Source organism: Tersicoccus solisilvae (assembly GCF_014643255.1).
GTDB classification, from domain to species: Bacteria; Actinomycetota; Actinomycetes; order Actinomycetales; family Micrococcaceae; genus Tersicoccus; species Tersicoccus solisilvae.
The window spans coordinates 21626-39270 of sequence record NZ_BMJI01000001.1 but is presented as its reverse complement, the minus strand read 5'-3'; the positions used below and the strand labels follow the sequence as shown (position 1 = coordinate 39270).

The following is a 17645-nucleotide window of genomic DNA, read 5'->3' as shown; positions in this document are numbered from 1 at the left end:
ACGTCGCCGCCCGAACGGCCTCGTCATCGGCTCGGTGACTAGGCTTGCCGGGTACGGCCGCAACGTCCCTCGAGAAAGGATCACGCCATGGCGAACCACGCGAGCGAACACGATCACGACCCGGGCACCCACGAGTCCCGCATCGTCGTCTCCCGCCTCATCGACGCCTCCGCCGGTGACATCTTCAACCTGCTGACCAACCCGGCTCAGCACCGCCAGTTCGACGGGTCCGGCTTCCTCCGGTCCGAGGACCGCAGCTTCCGGATCAGCAAGGTCGGCGACGTGTTCACCATGAACATGGAGGGCGACCACATGGGCGGCGAGTACCAGACGGAGAACCACGTCACCGCCTACGAGGACAACAAGATGGTCGGCTGGAAGACCGCGCCGGCCGGTACCGAGCCTCCGGGCTGGGAGTGGCTCTGGGAGCTGGAGGCGCAGGGGTCCGACGCCACCGAGGTCACCCTGACCTACGACTGGAGCAAGGTCACGGACAAGGAGCTGCTGAAGAAGGTGTCCTTCCCGCTGGTGAGCAAGGACCAGCTGGAGCACTCCCTCGGTCTCCTCGCCGGGGCCGTCGTCAAGAGCTGACGAAGCGTCAAGAGCTGACGGCATCGTGTTCTCGCCCGCGGGCCCCGGTCGTTCGGACCGGGGCCCGCGGTGCGTACGGGCCCGCCGTCCCGGGTGGCGTCCGCTGACTAGGATCGCAGGGTGAAACCCTTCCTGCTGCTGTCCACCCGCGATCACGACGCGGCGGCGGCCGGGGAGCTGGCCTCGTTCCTCACCCACTCCGGGCTGCCGCCGGAACGGCTCGACCGGATCCGGCTGGTGCTCGAACCCGACGCCGACATCGAGCTCGGCCGGTACGCGGGCGTCTTCCTCGGGGGCAGCCCGTTCAACTCCTCGGACCCGCTCGAGCAGAAGTCCGACGTCCAGGTGGCCGTCGAGGCGCGGCTGCGGCAGCTGCTGGACACGATCGTGGCCGAGGACCTGCCGTTCCTTGGCGCCTGCTACGGCGTCGGCACCCTCGGGGTGTTCGCCGGCGGCGTCGTGGACCGGACGTACGCCGAGCCGATCAGCGCGGTGCGGGTGACCCTGACCGACGCGGCTGCGGCGGACCCCCTCTGCGCGGGCCTGCCGGCCGCGTTCGACGCGTACGTCGGACACAAGGAGGCCGTCCGCGAGCTGCCTCCCGGCGCGGTGCTGCTCGGGTCCTCGACCGCCTGCCCGGTCCAGATGTTCCGGCTCAAGCAGAACCTGTACGCGACGCAGTTCCATCCCGAGCTCGATGCCGGCGCCCTCGCGCAGCGGATCGACGTCTACAAGTACGCGGGGTACTTCCCGCCGGAGACCGCGGAGGAGCTCAAGGCCGAGGTGGCCGCCGCCGACGTCGAGGCGTCCCACGCGATCCTGCGCCGTTTCGTCGAGCTCTACGGCTGACCCCCCCCGGTCGTTCCTGCATTCCGCCAGCTCGCCAATAGATGTTGGATCGGGGCCCACGGAAGCGCTTGCGTCGACATCTATTGACGAGCTGGGGCGCGGTGTAGGTTCGCTGCATGCTCACGGTCATCGGAGAGGCGCTCGTCGACGTCGTCCAGCGCGAGGGCGAGCCGCAGCGGGCGCACGTCGGCGGCAGTCCGCTCAACGTCGCGGTCGGCCTCGCCCGGCTCGGGCACCCCACCCAGTTCATCGGCCGCTACGGGCAGGACCCGTACGGCGACCTGATCGAGGGCCACCTGCGCTCCAACGCGGTGCTCACCCCGTGGCCGGCGGACACCGGCCGCACCAGCGTCGCCGCCGCGCGGCTGCGACCGGACGGCAGCGCCGACTACGACTTCACCCTGCACTGGGAGCTGCCCGGCCTGCTCGAGCGGCTGCCCCGCCTGCTGGCGGGCACCACCCTCGTGCACACCGGCTCCATCGCCACCATGCTCGACCCCGGCGCCGCCCAGGTGCTGGCCGCCGTCGAACGCGCCCGGCCCGCCGCCACCATCGGCTTCGACCCGAACTGCCGGCCGTCCATCATCACCGACGTCGATCGCGCCCGGGAACGGACCGAACGGTTCGTCGCCCTGGCCGACGTGGTCAAGGCCTCGGACGAGGACCTCGCCTGGCTCTACCCGGACCGGTCCCTGGAGGACGCCGCGGCCGCGTGGCTCGACCTCGGGCCGGCCCTGGTGGTCGTCACCCGCGGCGCCGAGGGTCCCTGGGGGATCTGCCGGGCCGGTGCGACGGCGGTACCCGCCGCCCGGGTCGACGTCGTGGACACCGTGGGCGCCGGCGACTCGTTCATGGCCGCCCTGCTCAGCGCCGTCGTCGACCGCGGCTGGGACGGCTCGGGGCAGCGGGAGCGGCTGCCGCGCCTGTCCGTCGAGGAGCTGGCTGAGATCCTCCGCTTCTGCAGCGCGGCGGCCGGGGTCACCGTCTCGCGCGCCGGCGCCAACCCGCCCACCCGGCACGAGGTGCCCCGGTAGGCCGGTCCGCTCCGCGGCGGCACCGGGTGAGCCGCGCGTCGTCGGTAGGCTGGGACCAGCACCGTCCGCCCCCGCCGAGAGGACCACGATGACCTCGATCGACCCGTACGACGAGCTGCCCTTCGTCCCCGCGTTCACCCTCACGTCCGCGAGCATCACCGACGGCGCCACCCTGGCCGCGCCGCAGCTCAGCGGCACGATGGGCGTGCCCGGCGGACAGGACGTCTCCCCGCAGCTGACCTGGAGCGACTTCCCGTCCGAGACGGAGAGCTTCGCCGTCACCGTGCTCGACCCCGATGCGCCGACCGCGAGCGGCTTCTGGCACCTGGCGCTGTTCAACCTGCCGGTCTCCACGACGTCGCTGCCGGCCGGTCCCGGCGAGGGGAAGCTGCCCGCGCTGCCGGACGGCGCCGTGGTGCTGCGCAACGACGCCGGTTATGCCGGATTCGTCGGCGCCGCCCCGCCGTCCGGGCACGGCCCGCACCGGTACATGGTCGTCGTGCACGCGCTCGACGTCGATCACCTGGACATCCCCGATGACGCGAGCCCGGCGTTCCTCGGCTTCAACCTCTTCAGCCACAGCATCGGCCGCGCCCGGATCACGGGCCGGTACGAAGCGAAGTAGCGCACGCGTGCGGCTGATCGCCAGCGACCTGGACGGCACCATCGTCGGGCACGACGGGAAGATCTCGGCGCGCACCGTCGACGCCTTCGCCGCGGCCCGCGCGGCCGGCGTCGGGATCGTCTTCGTCACCGGGCGGCCGCCGCGCTGGCTCGATCCGCTGGTGGACCAGCTCGGCCACGAGGGCCTCGTGATCTGTTCGAACGGGGCCGTCGTGTACGACCTCGGACAGCGCCGGGTGCTGGACCGCACGACCATCGCCGCCGACGACGTGTATGCCGCTCGGGAGCGGATCGAGCAGGCGTTCCCGGATGCCCGGTTCGCCCTCGAGTCCCTCGCCGGGTTCGTCGTCGAACCCGGGTTCCTCGACATCGAGAGCATCGAACTGCGCGAACTCGCGCCGCAGTGGATCGCCGACGTGCTGCCGCGCCGTGCCCGCGTCACGGACGGCGTCGAGGAGGAGATCCCCGACGACGAGTCGGTGGTCAAGTTCCTGGCCAAGCACCCGACGCTGACCCCCGACGACTTCCTCGGCCACGTGCGGGGGCTGGTGAGCGACCTCGTCGCCGTCACCCACTCCAGCCCCGGCGTCGCGCTGGTGGAGATGGCACCGCAGGGCATCGACAAGGCGGTCACGCTGGCGCGGTACGCCGAACGCCACGGCATCGACGCCGGCGACGTGTACGCCTTCGGCGACATGCCCAACGACCGGCAGATGCTGCGCTGGGCCGGGCACGGCTACGCCATGGCCAGCGGGCACCCGGAGGCGCGGGAGGCGGCCGCGAACCTCGCGCCGCCGTTCGACGAGGACGGCGTTGCCCAGGTGATCGAAGGGGTGCTCGCGTCCGGGCACGACGCCGATCCCCCGTCCCCGGCCGCTCCGTCGCCGGAGCCGCAGGACCCGGCGCGTGCCTGACCGCCCCTACCTGGCCAACGTCATCGGCGGGGTCGCGCGGCCCAAGGGGCTGGCCCACCGTGGTTACGCCCCGGACGGCGCCGAGAACTCACTGGCCGCCGTGCAGGCCGCCGTCGACCTCGGCTGCGGGTGGGTCGAGACCGACGTGCAGGCCAGTGCCGACGGTGAGCTGTTCGTCTTCCACGACGACACGCTCGAACGCGTGACCGGTACGACGGGACGCATCTCGACCATGACGGCGGCCGCCGTGCGTGCCGTGCGGATCGGGACGGACCCGATTCCCACCCTCGCCGAGGTGCTCGAGCGGTTCCCCGACCTGCGGCTGAACATCGACGTCAAGAGCAGGGTCGGCGTGGCCCCGCTCGCCGCCGTCATCGACCGGCTCGGCGCCCACGACCGCGTCCTCGTCGCGTCCTTCTCGGACCGGCGACGCCGGGCCGTGCTGCGCCGGCTGAGCCGACCCGCGGCCACGTCCGCCGGGACCGCGCTGACCGCGGTCTGGGTACTCGCGTCCGTGCTGCCGTTGCTCGCGCCGGCCGCGCGGCGGCTGCTGCGTGACGTCGACGCGTTCCAGGTGCCGGAGCGGCAGCGGATGCTCGGTGTGGCCGTCCCCGTGGTGACCGCGCGGAGCGTCGCGCTGGCGCACCGGTGGGGGCTGGAGGTGCACGTGTGGACGATCAACGACGCCGACGCCATGCGCCGGCTGCTCGACGCCGGCGCGGACGGGATCGTCAGCGATCGGGCCGACGTGCTCGCTGCGGTGCTGACGGAGCGGGGCGCTTGGCCGCAGGCGTGACCCTCCTTTCGTTCAGCGCCAGCTCGTCGATAGATGTCCGATCCGGGCCGGAATCGACTCTTTTCGTGCATCTATTGACGAGCTGGCGCTGGCGAGCCGGCGCGACGTCTGGCGGCCGGGTCAGGCGGCCAGGTGGAACGTGTCCGCGAACCGGCCGAGCAGATCGCCGCGTCCGTGCAGCACCTCGACCACGCCGGTCGCGATGGCGCGATCCGGGTCCAGCTCCCCCGCGATGACCCTGTGGATGCCCGGGCCGGCGGCGAACGCGAGATCGGCCGGGCCGTCCCCGCGCGTCACGTCGAGCCGGGAGCCGTCGACCCGGATCAGCAGCTCGGCGACGCCGACGTGGGCGGCATAGGCGGTGGGCGGCAGGTCCAGGGCGACCTGTGGTCGGAAGGCGGTGCGCAGGTCGATGGTCATCGAGTCCGGCGTGATGATCTGCTCCTCCCGCGCCTGGCCCATCGCCTTGAAGCCCCACGCCCCGAGCGCGAGCACCACAGGCTCAAGCTCACGGCCGAAAGGCGTCAGCTCGTAGACGATGACGCGGGAGCGCGGCGCCCGGCGCAGCACGCCGGCCGCCTGCAGCTCCTTCAGCCTCGCCGCCAGGATGTTCGTCGGGATCCGGGGGAGCCCGGCGGCCAGTTCGCCGTAGCGGCGCGGCCCGACCAGCAGGTCCCGGACGATCAGCATGGCCCAGCGCTCGCCCACGAGCTCCAGGGCGCGAGTGACCCCGGAGTACTGCCCGTAGTCGCGTGCGGCCATGGACCTCAGGCCTGCTGGTTCGTGTACGCCTCGGGGCCCTGCTCGGCGGCGACGGGATCCATCCAGCCGAACTCCAGGACGTTGCCGTCGGGATCGGTGAGCTGGCGCTGGTACATGAAGCCGTAGTCCGAGGCGGGGCGCGGCTCCGCTCCGCCCGCCTCCAGGCCGCGGGCGACGGCCGCGTCCACCTCTTCCCGGCTGTCGTGGAAGATCGCGGTCGAGACCGACGGGTTGACGGCCGGGTCGCCGATCGGCAGGTCGGTGAAGGTCTGGAAGAACTCGCGGACCAGGATCATGAAATAACTGTGGCCGTCCTCGACCACGACGCAGGCCGCATTGTGGTCCGTGAACTGCGGGTTGATGGTGAAGCCGATCGCCGTGTAGAACGCCTTCGCGCGTTCCAGGTCGGTCACCGGCAGGTTGACGAACATGGCAGTCATCGGAAGCTCCTCATCGGTGGAGTGCTGATGACTGTCATACTTGTAAAAAACAAGTAACACGTCAAGGGTCTGCGTCGTCTCCTTCAGGACCGAGCTACTTGAGGAACTTCGACGTCCGCCGGTCCGCCAGCGGCTTGCCGCCGGTCTGGCAGGTGGGGCAGTACTGCAGGGACGAGTCGGCGAACGAGACCTCCCGGACGGTGTCGCCGCACACCGGGCACGCCTCTCCGGTGCGGCCGTGCACGGCCATGGAGGAGCGCTTCGAGTCCTTCAACTCGGCGGCCGGCTTGCCCGCCGACGCCGCGATCGCCGCGTCGAGGGTCGTGTGCATCGCCGTGTAGAGCCGCTCGACCTCCTCGTCGGGAAGCTTGGCGGCGATGGCGAACGGCGAGAGCTTCGCCGCGTGCAGGATCTCGTCGCTGTACGCGTTGCCGATCCCGGCGATGGTCGACTGGTCCCGCAGCAGGCCCTTGATCTGGCCGCGGTGCCCGGCGAGCAGGCCCGCGAAGTCCGCCTCGCTCAGGGTCAGCGCCTCCGGGCCGAGGGTGGCCAGGCCGTGCACGTCGGCCGGGTCGTCGACGACGTAGACGGCCAGCGCCTTCTTCGTGCCCGCCTCGGTCAGCTCGAATCCGGCGCCGCCGTCGGACGCCCCGTCCACCTCGAGCCGCAGCGCGACGGGGCTCTTGCCGGGCCGCAGCGGGCGTGCGGGCGGGTGGGCCAGCCACCGCAGCCACCCGGCACGGGCGAGGTGGAAGACGAGGTGCACGCCGTCGCAGTCCAGGTCGATGTACTTGCCGAAGCGGGCGACGCCGGTGATCTCGGCCCCGGCGAGGGCGTCCAGCGGGGGCACCGCGGTCTTGAGCACCGCGAAGGAGCCGAGGGAGACGCCGGTGACGTGGGCGCCGCCGTCGAGCTGCTCGCCCTCGGGCGTCACCCGGTGCACCAGCCGGGCGTCGAGGAAGTCGACGAGGGCCTGGACCTGCGGCATCTCCGGCATGGCGTCAGCGTACCGGGGCCGTCAACCCGGGGCCGGCGCGGAAGAAGTTCCCGGAAGGCGCGGGCGCGACGGGTCATCCTCACCGCACACGCGTGAGTCCGTCAGTTCCGCCCTCACGGGGTGGTCAAAGACCCCCGTCGGAGGGCGCAACCGACGGACTCAGCGCGCCCGCAGGACGGAACCGACGGACTCGGCGACTCGGCGACTCGGCGACTCGTCGCCGGGGAGGACGGACTCACCCGAGCTGGCTGGGCTCCGTCCCGACGTCCTCGAGGTGCTCGGGGTCCTGCACGGCCCGGGTGAACCGGTTGATCGCCGTCATGCCGTGGAAGAGCACGAGCGCCGCCGCGGTGCCGAGGGCGATGCCGGCGAAGGTGAGGTCGCCGGCCACCCAGGTGACGTCGGCGATGCCGATCACCAGCGCGACGGCCGCCGTCGTCAGGTTGATCGGGTTGGCGAAGTTGACCCGGTTCTGCACCCAGATCCGCACGCCGAGCATGCCGATCATGCCGTAGAGCAGGATGGCGGCGCCGCCGAGGACGCCCGGGGGCACCGTGGCGATCGCGGCGCCGAACTTGGGGGAGAAGCTCAACACCAGGGCGGTGATCGCCGCGACCCAGTACGCCGCCGTCGAGTACACCTTCGTGGCGGCCATGACGCCGATGTTCTCCGCATACGTCGTCGTGCCGGACCCGCCACCCGCCCCCGCGAGCGCCGTGGCCAGGCCGTCCGACATCAGCGCCCGGCCGGTCAGGTCGTCCAGGTTGCGGCCGGTCATCAGGGCCACCGACTTCACGTGCCCGATGTTCTCCGCGACGAGCACGAGCACGACGGGCACGAAGAGGCCGACGACGGAGAGGTGCAGCTCGGGCGCGGTGAACGGGGGCAGGCCCACCCAGGCGGCCTGCTCGACGGCGGCGAAGTCGACCTCGCCGCGGAGGACGGCGACGACGTAGCCGAGCGCGACGCCGACGAGGATGGCCAGGCGGCCGAGGATGCCGCGGAACAGCACGGTGACCAGCACGATGGCGAGCAGCGTGACGACCGCCGTCACCGGCCCCTTCTCCAGGTTGGCGCGGGCGCTCGGCGCGAGGTTCAGGCCGATGAGGGCGACGATGGCGCCCGTGACGACCGGCGGCATGAGCACCTGGAGCCACCGGCTGCCCGCGAGCTGGACCACCAGCCCGACGAGGAAGAGGACGACGCCGGCCAGCAGCACCCCGCCGAGCGCGCCGCCCATGCCGTGCTGGTTGGTCGCTGCGCCGATCGGAGCGATGAAGGCGAAGCTGGAGCCGAGGTAGCTGGGCACCCGGCCGGCCGTGATGACCAGGAACAGCAGCGTGCCGATGCCGGAGAAGAACAGGGTGGTGGCCGGCGGTAACCCGGTGAGCAGGGGCACCAGGAAGGTCGCGCCGAACATGGCGACGACGTGCTGCATGCCGATCCCGACGGTCCGCGGCCAATTGAGCCGCTCGTCCGGGGCGACGACGGCGCCCGGGCGGACGGTGCGTCCGTCCCCGTGCAGCGTCCAGGAGAATCCGGGCAGTGCCATGAGCGTCCCTTCCGGGCGGTGGTTCGAGGGCCGCAGGTCAGACTATGCGACCGGCGTCGGCACCCGTCACCGCGGCCGTGTGACGAAGCCGACAGCCGGGCCGGGGAATCCGGGGTCCGCCCCCGCCGGTTGACGCGGGGTGGATCAGTCATGACAGCGCAGGAGGACACCATGACCACTCAGATCGCCGAGACCGTGCTGGACGAGCACGCCGCCGACCTGCTGTTCCGTGAGGGACGCACCGCCAACACCTTCACCGACGACATCGTCACCGATGAGCAGCTGCGCGCCATCTGGGACCTGGCCAAGATGGGCCCGACCGCCTTCAACAGCCAGCCGCTGCGCGTCACCTGGGTGCGCGACGGTGAGCCCCGCGAGCGCCTCGTCCGCCACATGGCCCGCGGCAACCAGGCGAAGACCGTCGCCGCGCCCGTCGTCGCCGTCCTGTCCTACGACACCCGCTGGCACCGCCGCTTCGACGACTTCATGCCGGGGATGCCCGAGCGCACCGCGCCGATGGCGGAGAACTTCGCCGCGAACGAGGCCCTCAGCCACCAGATCGCCAACAACAACGCCAACATGCAGGCCGGTTACTTCGTGCTCGCCGTCCGCGCGCTCGGCCTGGACGCCGGCCCGATGAGCGGCTTCGACGCCGCGGGCCTGGACGCCGACTTCTTCCCGGACGGCTCGCAGAAGTCGTTCGCCGTGATCAACATCGGCCACGCCGCCGAGGACGCGTGGGGCCCGGCCAAGCCGCGGTTCTCCTTCGAGGACGCCACGACGACGCTCTGACGCCCGTCCCCTGAGGCAGCGGCCTCACTTGACGTACTTCATCCCCGTGAACGAGGCGTTGTAGGGGAAGGACACGTTTCCCTTCGGGCCGTAGACGCGGGTGCCCACGGTGCCGACGGCCGTGTGCACGGTGACGATCCGCACCGGATTGGTGGTGTTCGAGTGGAACGTTCCGAGCATCGAGACGATCTTGTTGCCGTGGTTGCCGACGTCGGTGCGGTACGCGGACTGGCCGGTGTGCCCGGAGAAGACGAACCGGATGTTCGCGTACTGGCGGATCAGCCGGTTCCACAGGTAGCTCGGGGAGCTGTACCCATAGCCCGCGCTTCCGCTGATGCCGCCGTCCGCCTTGAGGTACGAGTGGGTCTGGACGATGACGTTGTGCCGCGGGTGCGTGGCGACGACGCTCCGGGCCCACTCGATGGCCGCGGGACGGGCCCACAGTTCGAGGTTGATCACGAGCCACTTGAGTCCACCGGCGTCGAACGTGCGGTACGAGTTGTCCACCTTGCCCTTCTCGAAGAACCCCGCGCCGGGGAACCGGGTGGTGGGGAAGTACCGGTTGAACGCGGTGGTGTCCCGGACGGTCACCCGCACGTCCTTGCCCGGGCATCCTCCGCCGCCGGGGCATACCGCCGCCGTGTCGTGGTTGCCGATGGTCAGCTCGTACGGGATGCCCGCCTTCTCGAGCGGGGCCATCGCGGCGCTGGCGATGGTGAACTGGGCCGGCGCCTTGTCCCCCCAGTTGACGACGTCGCCGGTGTGCAGGACGAACCGCAGATCCAGCGCCTTCCGGTTGGCGATCAGCCAGTTCGTGCGGCCGATGAAGGTGCCCGTGGAGAAGACCTCCTGCTGGGTGTCCGGGTACACCGCGAAGCTGAAGTCGGTGTCGGCGGCCGGGACCACGGTGGGGGCCGCCGCCGACGGTGCGGCCGGTGGTCTCGCCTGGGCCACGCTCGGCGCGCCGAGACCGACGAGCAGCAGCGCCGCGACGACGGATGCGGAGAGAACGGACCTGGTGCTCATGGGGACTCCCCGGGGTGAGAGCAGGGATGACGATCACGTCACGGTCGACGGGATCGAGGGTAACCCCTGATGCGCGCCGAGGGAACGGCCCGAACGGCCCCGCAGGTCAGGAGATGACCGAGTCCACCAGTTTCTTGGCTTCGGCCTGCACCTCGGTCAGGTGGTCCGCGCCGACGAAGGACTCCGCGTAGATCTTGTAGACGTCCTCCGTGCCCGACGGGCGGGCCGCGAACCACGCCCGGCCGGTGGTGACCTTCAGCCCGCCGATCGGGGCGCCGTTGCCGGGGGCCTCGGTCAGCTTCGCCGTGATCGGGTCACCGGCCAGGGAGTCCGCCGTCACCTGCTCCGGGCTGAGCTTGCCCAGCTTGGCCTTCTGCTCCCGGCTGGCCGCCGCATCGATCCGGGCGTACACCGGGTCGCCGAACTCCGCGGTCAGTTCGCCGTAGCGCACGGCCGGGGTCTTGCCGGTGACGGCGGTGATCTCGGAGGCGAGCAGGCACAGGAGGATGCCGTCCTTGTCGGTGGACCAGGGCTGCCCGTCCCGGGTGAGGAACGACGCGCCCGCCGACTCCTCGCCGCCGAACGCGATGCCGCCGTCGAGCAGGCCGGAGACGAACCACTTGAAGCCCACCGGCACCTCGATCAGCGTCCGGCCGGTGCTGGCCGCGACCTTGTCGATGATGGACGACGAGACGAGCGTCTTGCCGATCGCGGACGTCGCCGGCCACCCGTCGCGGTGCCGGAACAGGTAGTCGATGGCGACCGCGAGGTAGTGGTTGGGGTTCATCAACGCCCGCGCGCCGTCCGGGCCGGCGCACACGATGCCGTGCCGGTCGGCGTCGGCGTCGTTCCCGGTCGCGATGTCGTAGTCGCCGGCCTTGCCGATCAGCGAGGCCATCGCGTACGGGGAGGAGCAGTCCATCCGGATCTTCTCGTCCCAGTCCAGCGTCATGAACGCCCACTGCGGGTCCACGACGGGGTTGACGACGGTCAGGTTCAACCCGTGCCGCTCCCCGATCGCGGCCCAGTAGTCGACGGAGGCGCCGCCGAGCGGATCCGCGCCGATCCGCAGGCCCGAGCTCCGGATGGCCTCCAGGTCGAGGACCTGCGGAAGGTCGTCGACGTAGCCGGCCAGGAAGTCGTAGGTGCCGACGACGTCGGCCGTGCGGGCCTGCTCGATGGGGATCCGCTTGACGCCGCGGTTGTCCTCCGCGAGCAGGTCGTTGGCGCGGTTCGCGATCCAGCCGGTGGCGTCGGTGTCCGCCGGGCCGCCGTTCGGCGGGTTGTACTTGAACCCGCCGTCGGCCGGCGGGTTGTGGCTCGGGGTGACGACGATGCCGTCGGCCGTCTCCGCGTGCTCCCCGCCCCGGTTCCAGGTGAGGATGGCGTGGCTGAGCGCCGGGGTGGGCGTGTAGCCGTCCCGGGCGTCGATCAGCGTCCGCACACCGTTCGCCGCCAGCACCTCCAGCGCCGTGTTCTGGGCGGGATCGGACAGGGCGTGGGTGTCCTTGGCCAGGAACAGCGGTCCGGTGATGTTCTGCCCGGCGCGGTACTCGACGATCGCCTGGGTGATCGCGGCGATGTGCGCCTCGTTGAAGGCGTTCTTCAGGCTGGACCCCCGGTGCCCCGAGGTGCCGAACGCCACCCGCTGGGCCGGATCGGAGAGGTCCGGCTTGCGGTCGTAGTACGCGTCCAGCAGAGCGGACACGTCGATCAGGTCGCTGGGGAGGGCCACGGTGCCCGCACGGTTTGCCATGCGTCCAAGCATGTCAGAGCGGGCGACGGCGTCAACAGGGGGCCGGCGTGACGGGAGCCCCGCGTCGCGAGCCGTCAGCCCGCCGCGACCGTCGCCGGGTGCCAGCCGATGGCCGGGGCGACGTGCTCGGCGATGGTGCTGAGCATCCGCGTGTTGTAGTCGACGCCGAGCTGGTTCGGCACGGTCAGCAGCAGCGTGTCCGCGGCCTGCACGGCGGCGTCGTTCGCCAGCTGTGCGGCGATCACGTCCGGCTCCCCGGTGAACGACGGCCCGAACCGGGCGAGGGTCTGGGCATCGACGTAGCCGACCTGGTCACCCTCGGCGCCGTCACGGTCGCCGAAGTACATCCGGTCCTCGTCGGTGACCAGGGGGATGACGCTGCGGCTCACGGAGACCCGTGGTTCGCGGTCCCAGCCGGCCTCGGCCCACGCAGCGCGGAACTGGGCGATCTGCTCGGCCTGTGCTTGATCGAACGGCACACCGGTGTCCTCGGTGAGCAGCGTCGAGGACATCAGGTTCATGCCCTGCTGCGCCGCCCACACGGCGGAGGAGCGGGTGCCCGAACCCCACCAGATCCGGTCGCCCAGCCCGGGGGAGAGCGGCTGCAGCCCCACGACGGCGTCGGACCGGCCGGTGGTCCGGGGATCGGAGTGGGCGACGCCGGCCCCGGCGATCGCGGCGCGGAACACGGCGGTGTGCTGGCGGGCCAGGTCGGCGTCGGTGGTGCCCTCGGCAGGCACGTACCCGAACGCCTCGTAGCCGTTCAGTGCGGGCGACGGCGTGCCGCGGCTGATGCCCAGCTGCAGGCGACCGCCGGCGATGAGGTCCGCCGCGCCGGCCTCCTCGGCAGCGTAGAGCGGGTTCTCGTAGCGCATGTCGATCACCCCGGTGCCGATCTCGATCCGGCTCGTCCGGGCGCCGATCGCGGCCAGCAGCGGGTACGGGGCGGCGAGCTGGCGCTCGAAGTGGTGCACCCGGAAGTACGCCCCGTCGATGCCGAGCTCCTCGGCGGCGACGGCGAGCTCGATCGACTGGATCAGGGCGTCCGCGGCGGACCGCGTGTGCGGACCGGACGGGTGCCAGTGACCGAACGAGAGGAAACCGATGCGCGTGGGGTGACCTGCATTCATGCGCATGAAAACGCCGGAGGGCGACCGGGATATTCCGGCCGCCCTCCGGCGTTCAGCGCGAGCCACCGCGTCGGCGCCGCGAACGGCGCCACGGCAACGGGTCAGTGCACGCCGCTCATCAGCTTGCGGATGGGCTTGATCGCCAGGCCGAGCAGGACGCCCACCACGATGCAGACGCCGCCGATGACGGCGAAGTACGGCGCCTCGTTCGTGGGGTCGTAGTGGCCGGCCAGGATCCCGGCCATCGAGCTGCCGAGCGCCACCGAGAGGAAGAACAGGGCCACCATCTGGGTGCGGAACCGCTCGGGAGCGAGCTTCGTGGTGACCGAGAGCCCGATGGGGGACAGCAGCAGTTCCGCAAAGGTGAACAGCAGCAGGATGAACGCGATCACCAGCAGCGGGGTGCCGTTGGTGCCGGTGCCGACGAACGGCAGGAACGCCAGGAACGCGACGCCCATGATGACGAGCGAGAGCGTGAACTTCGTCGGCGTCGACGGCTGCCGGGCACCGAGCCGGGTCCACAGGGCCGCGAACACGCCGGAGAGCACGATGATGAACACCGGGTTGATCGACTGGACCCACTCGATCGGCATCTCCCAGCCGAACAGGTTCCGGTTCAGGCGGGTGTCCGAGTAGATCGTCAGCATCGAGAACTGCTGCTGGTACAGCGACCAGAACACCGCGCTGGCGATGAAGATCGGGATGAACGCGTACACGCGGCGGCGCTCGGTGGGCGTCAGGTTCGACGAGAGGATGACGGCGAAGTAGGCGACGGCCGCGACGATCGTCGCGATCACCACCAGGGTGGCGAGGTTGCCGGGAGTGATCAGACCGGTGAGCACGGCGACGACGATGACGACGATCGCGGCGGCGGCGATGCCCACGGCGAGACCGTACCGGTTCCGCGGCAGGGGGTTGGGCACGTGGCCGGCCTCGGCGGGCAGGTTCTTCCGGGTCAGCCCGTACTGGACGAGGCCGATCGCCATGCCGACGGCGGCGAGGGCGAACGCCCAGTGGAAGCCGACGGTGTCCCGGACCAGGCCGGTGAGGAGCGGCCCGAACAGGGCACCGATGTTGATGCCCATGTAGAAGATCGAGAACCCGGCGTCTCGCCGTTCGTCGCCGGCCGCGTAGAGCGTGCCGACGATCGAGGTGGCGTTGGCCTTGAGCCCGCCGCTGCCGATGGCCACGAGGAGGAGCCCGACGCCGACGCCGGCCCAGCCGGGCAGCACGGCGAGGGCGATGTGCCCGAGCATGATCAGGACGGCGCTGATGAACAGCACCCGCTCGGAACCGAGCAGCCGGTCGGCCACCCAGGCGCCGAGGATCGTGGAGAGGTAGACGCCGCCGCCGTAGGCACCCATGATGCCGACGGCTGCGGTCCGGTCCCCGCCGAGGCCGCCCTGGTCCACCGCGAAGTACATGTACAGCAGGACGACGGCCTGCATGCCGTAGAAGGAGAAACGCTCCCACAGCTCGACGCTGAAGACGTTGGCCAGCATGCGGGGCTGACCGAGGAAAGTGGGGCCCTCCGTGGGTGCCGGAGCACCCGGCGTGGAGGACGTCGTGGATGAGCTCATCCTTCTATCGTGACACCGGTCGCACCGCAAGGCCTGTCCGGCACCCGACGGATGTGGCCGAGATCACCCGTGGGCGGCGTCCTCCGGGCCGGCTCGGTGCAGCAGATCGGCCAGCGCCAGCAGCGTCGATTCGCCGCTCGGCCGGCCGATCAGTTGCACGCCCATCGGCAGCGAGGCAGCGTCGGGTCCGGCCGCTGGATCAGGTGCTGTCCAGTGCGTCGTCGCCGTGATCGCGGGCAGGCCGACGACGTTGAGCACGGACGTCCAGGGGGTGTACTGGCACTGCCGCCGGTAGTCGGTGTCGGCGTCGACGTCCCAGTCCGCGCCCGTGTACCAGCCGATCGGCCGCGGGGTGTCCGCCAGGGCCGGGGTGAGGACGACGTCGTAGGGCGCGAACGCGGCGACGGTGTCCCACTCGATCTGCCGCAGCACGTCCAGGGCGCGGGCCAGCTCGGTGGCCGGACGGTGGCGGGCGCGGGCGCGGAACTCGCGGGCCAGCGGGGTCAGCCGCGCCTCCGCGCCGTCGTCCAGGTCCGGCAGCCCCATCGGGGTGGTCCAGGTGGTGGCGAACGCGTCGGGGTAGCGCGGGTCCCAGTGCGGGTCGAGGTCCTCGAGCCGGTGGCCCGCCGCGTCGAGCGCCGTGATCGCGGCGTCCAGCGCGGCGTGGGCCGCGGGCGCGATCGGCAGCTCGTAGGCGGACGCGAACGGCGAGGCCGTGGTCACGCCGATCCGCAGGGGGCCCGGCGACCGGACGGAGGAGAACGAACCGGGCGCGGCGCTCAGCGCGCGGTGGTTGGTGTCGGCGGCGAGGGAGTCCAGCAGCAGGGCCGCGTCGGCGGCGTCCCGGGCGATGGGGCCGGCGACGACCAGCCGGCCGAGGTCCGCCTGGCCCGACGCCGTCGCCACGCGACCCCGGTTCGGCTTGAGCCCGACCAGCCCGCAGGCGGCGGCCGGGATCCGCACCGAGCCGCCCCCGTCGGTGCCGACGGCGAACGGCAGCATCCCCGCCGCGACGGCGGCCGCGCTGCCGCCGGACGAACCGCCGGGGCTCAGCCGCGGGTCCTGCGGCAGCCGGGCCGGGGAGTGGACGCGGTTCCCGCTGTGGCAGCTCAGCCCGAACTCCGGGACCTGGGTCTTGCCGACGAGGACGACGCCGGCACGCCGCAGCGTCGCGACCAGCGGGGCGTCCGCCGTGGCGACGGTCGGTGTCACCGCCGCGGACCCGTGACCGGTGGGCACGCCCGCGACGTCGGTGAGGTCCTTGATCCCCAGGGGCAGCCCGTGCAGGGCACCCACGGGGCCGCCGCGTGCGAATCGGTCGTCCAGGTCGGCGGCGTCGCGCATCGCCTGCTCCGCCGTCACCGTGACGAACGCCCCGAGGCCCGGATCGCGCGCCTCGATCACCCCCAGGAAATGGGCGGTGACCTCCCGGGCGCTCAGCTGACCTGCGGCGAGACCGTCCCGCAGGGCGAGCGCGGAGAGGGCGGAGAGTGAATCCATCATCGCTCCCGAGGCTAGCGGAGGGCCCGGACGGCGTCGGAGTCTCTATCATGTGCCCTATGCACACGTCAGTTCGACAGAGCCCGGACGGCGCTGTCGAGCGCCCGGACCGCCGGCAGCGGTCCATCGCCCGTCGCCCCGGGTACCCCCTGTTGCTGCTGCTGCAGCGGATGACGTCGGAGCTGGAGTACTACGGCGCCCGGATGCGGCGCCGTGCGGGGGTGCGGCGCACCGACATGCATGCCGTCTCCGCCGTCGTCGAGGCGGAACGCCGGGACGAGGAGATGACGCCTGGGCGGCTCGGCACCATGCTCGGCCTGTCGTCGTCGTCGGTCACCGCGCTGGTGGACCGGCTCTGCGAGGCGGGGCACCTGGACCGCGGCACGGCCCGGTCGGACGCCCGCCGGGTCGCCCTGCACGCCAACGACACGGGCCGCCGGGTGGCGGCGGAACTGTTCGATCCCCTCGATCACGCCCTGATGGAGGTCTTCGACCGGTACACCCCCGCCGAGCTGGAACTGTTCGGCCGGATGATCGGGGACATCACCGCCGCGACCGCGGACGCCGGCGGGCCGGTGCGGGCCAACGGCTCCGCCACCGCGAACGGGAGCGCCAGGAACGGGAACGCCGGCAACGCGAGCACCGGCACCGGCGCGGTACCGGTCGACGGGCTACCGGCAGACGGCCGGGCTCGCGACGCCTGAGCGATCAGCCGATGACCGGCGCGGTGAACCGTTCGGGCCGGGCGGCCGCCAGCAACGGCGCCTGCTCCACCAGCCACGGGCTGAACGCGAACGGGATGGCCGCGACGGCGTCGAGCAGCCGGCCCGGTTCGGCCCACGCGACGTCCATCACCTCGTCGGCGCGCGGGTCGAGGCCGCCGTCGAGTACCGCGGTGTAGACGGGGCAGACCTCGTGCTCGACGATGCCGCTCGCGTCCACCGCCCGATACGAGAAGTCCGGCAGTGCCACCGCCAGGTCCGCGACCGCGACGCCGAGTTCCCGCCGGGCGCGGCGTCGCACCGCGTCCGCCATCGCCTCCCCGGGCGCCGGGTGCCCGCAGAACGCGTTGGTCCACACACCGGGCCAGGCGACCTTCCCCAGCGCCCGCCGAGTCAGCAGCACCCGGCCGGCGGCGTCGAACACCCAGCACGAGAACGCCAGATGCAGGGCGGTGTCCCGCGTGTGGACCTCCGCCTTGCGCGCCACGCCGGAGGGCCGGTGCTCGCGGTCCAGCAGCACCACCAACTCGGCCGTGTCCGCGGGCACGGCGGACGTGTCGACGGAGGTGTCCATGGGTCC

18 protein-coding genes are annotated in these 17645 nt (G+C 71.9%); 8 read left to right on the top strand and 10 right to left on the bottom strand.

What is annotated here, in order from left to right; genetic code table 11:
- The first annotated feature begins 87 nt into the window (after positions 1–87).
- From IEX22_RS00200 to IEX22_RS00175, 6 genes are all read left to right on the top strand, one after another.
- Positions 88–591, top strand: a complete 504-nt coding sequence (locus IEX22_RS00200) for an SRPBCC family protein (RefSeq protein ID WP_188664557.1) — start codon at positions 88–90, stop codon at positions 589–591.
- Positions 592–711: 120 nt separating this feature from the next.
- Positions 712–1440, top strand: a complete 729-nt coding sequence (locus IEX22_RS00195; protein WP_188664554.1) for a glutamine amidotransferase — start codon at positions 712–714, stop codon at positions 1438–1440.
- A gap of 116 nt (positions 1441–1556) precedes the next feature.
- Positions 1557–2474, top strand: a complete 918-nt coding sequence (locus IEX22_RS00190) for a carbohydrate kinase family protein (protein WP_188664551.1) — start codon at positions 1557–1559, stop codon at positions 2472–2474.
- Between the two features lie 88 nt (positions 2475–2562).
- Entirely contained in the window at positions 2563–3099 is a 537-nt protein-coding gene (locus tag IEX22_RS00185) for a YbhB/YbcL family Raf kinase inhibitor-like protein (RefSeq protein ID WP_188664548.1), read from the top strand.
- Between the two features lie 7 nt (positions 3100–3106).
- Positions 3107–4012, top strand: coding sequence for an HAD family hydrolase (locus IEX22_RS00180; protein ID WP_188664545.1), 906 nt, complete (start codon positions 3107–3109; stop codon positions 4010–4012).
- The gene (locus IEX22_RS00175) at positions 4005–4808 is read left to right on the top strand and encodes a glycerophosphodiester phosphodiesterase family protein (protein ID WP_229659651.1); all 804 of its coding nucleotides are present in this window, start codon (positions 4005–4007) and stop codon (positions 4806–4808) included. The genes IEX22_RS00180 and IEX22_RS00175 overlap by 8 nt, the downstream gene beginning before the upstream one ends.
- 120 nt (positions 4809–4928) lie before the next feature.
- On the opposite strand, the gene IEX22_RS00170 is transcribed toward IEX22_RS00175, so the two are convergent.
- The 4 genes from IEX22_RS00170 to IEX22_RS00155 form a co-directional block, all read right to left on the bottom strand.
- On the bottom strand, positions 4929–5570 hold the full coding sequence (locus IEX22_RS00170; protein ID WP_188664542.1) for a winged helix-turn-helix transcriptional regulator: 642 nt from the start codon (positions 5568–5570) through the stop codon (positions 4929–4931).
- Positions 5571–5575: 5 nt separating this feature from the next.
- On the bottom strand, positions 5576–6010 hold the full coding sequence (locus IEX22_RS00165; RefSeq protein WP_188664539.1) for a VOC family protein: 435 nt from the start codon (positions 6008–6010) through the stop codon (positions 5576–5578).
- A 94-nt stretch (positions 6011–6104) separates the two neighbouring features.
- Positions 6105–7007: a DNA-formamidopyrimidine glycosylase family protein gene (locus tag IEX22_RS00160; protein ID WP_188664536.1), complete on the bottom strand. Its 903-nt coding sequence runs from the start codon at positions 7005–7007 to the stop codon at positions 6105–6107.
- A gap of 235 nt (positions 7008–7242) precedes the next feature.
- Positions 7243–8559 carry a uracil-xanthine permease family protein gene (locus IEX22_RS00155; RefSeq protein WP_188664533.1) on the bottom strand — a complete coding sequence of 439 codons (1317 nt, stop codon included), beginning with the start codon at positions 8557–8559 and terminating at the stop codon, positions 7243–7245.
- A 171-nt stretch (positions 8560–8730) separates the two neighbouring features.
- Here IEX22_RS00155 and IEX22_RS00150 point away from each other — a divergent pair, with 171 nt between their 5' ends.
- The gene (locus IEX22_RS00150) at positions 8731–9351 is read left to right on the top strand and encodes a malonic semialdehyde reductase (protein WP_188664530.1); all 621 of its coding nucleotides are present in this window, start codon (positions 8731–8733) and stop codon (positions 9349–9351) included.
- 24 nt (positions 9352–9375) lie between these two features.
- Here IEX22_RS00150 and IEX22_RS00145 read toward each other — a convergent pair whose 3' ends face one another.
- From IEX22_RS00145 to IEX22_RS00125, 5 genes are all read right to left on the bottom strand, one after another.
- The gene (locus tag IEX22_RS00145) at positions 9376–10377 is read right to left on the bottom strand and encodes a metallophosphoesterase (RefSeq protein ID WP_188664527.1); all 1002 of its coding nucleotides are present in this window, start codon (positions 10375–10377) and stop codon (positions 9376–9378) included.
- 106 nt (positions 10378–10483) lie between these two features.
- Entirely contained in the window at positions 10484–12133 is a 1650-nt protein-coding gene (gene pgm / locus IEX22_RS00140; protein ID WP_188664524.1) for a phosphoglucomutase (alpha-D-glucose-1,6-bisphosphate-dependent), read from the bottom strand.
- A 74-nt stretch (positions 12134–12207) separates the two neighbouring features.
- Positions 12208–13269: an LLM class flavin-dependent oxidoreductase gene (locus tag IEX22_RS00135; RefSeq protein ID WP_229659650.1), complete on the bottom strand. Its 1062-nt coding sequence runs from the start codon at positions 13267–13269 to the stop codon at positions 12208–12210.
- 95 nt (positions 13270–13364) lie between these two features.
- On the bottom strand, positions 13365–14843 hold the full coding sequence (locus tag IEX22_RS00130; protein ID WP_188664510.1) for a peptide MFS transporter: 1479 nt from the start codon (positions 14841–14843) through the stop codon (positions 13365–13367).
- A 63-nt stretch (positions 14844–14906) separates the two neighbouring features.
- Positions 14907–16346 carry an amidase gene (locus IEX22_RS00125; RefSeq protein ID WP_306464411.1) on the bottom strand — a complete coding sequence of 480 codons (1440 nt, stop codon included), beginning with the start codon at positions 16344–16346 and terminating at the stop codon, positions 14907–14909.
- Positions 16347–16402: 56 nt separating this feature from the next.
- Here IEX22_RS00125 and IEX22_RS00120 point away from each other — a divergent pair, with 56 nt between their 5' ends.
- The gene (locus IEX22_RS00120) at positions 16403–17047 is read left to right on the top strand and encodes a MarR family winged helix-turn-helix transcriptional regulator (protein WP_188664508.1); all 645 of its coding nucleotides are present in this window, start codon (positions 16403–16405) and stop codon (positions 17045–17047) included.
- Between the two features lie 4 nt (positions 17048–17051).
- On the opposite strand, the gene idi is transcribed toward IEX22_RS00120, so the two are convergent.
- On the bottom strand, positions 17052–17639 hold the full coding sequence (gene idi / locus IEX22_RS00115) for an isopentenyl-diphosphate Delta-isomerase (protein ID WP_188664505.1): 588 nt from the start codon (positions 17637–17639) through the stop codon (positions 17052–17054).
- Positions 17640–17645 lie beyond the last annotated feature (6 nt).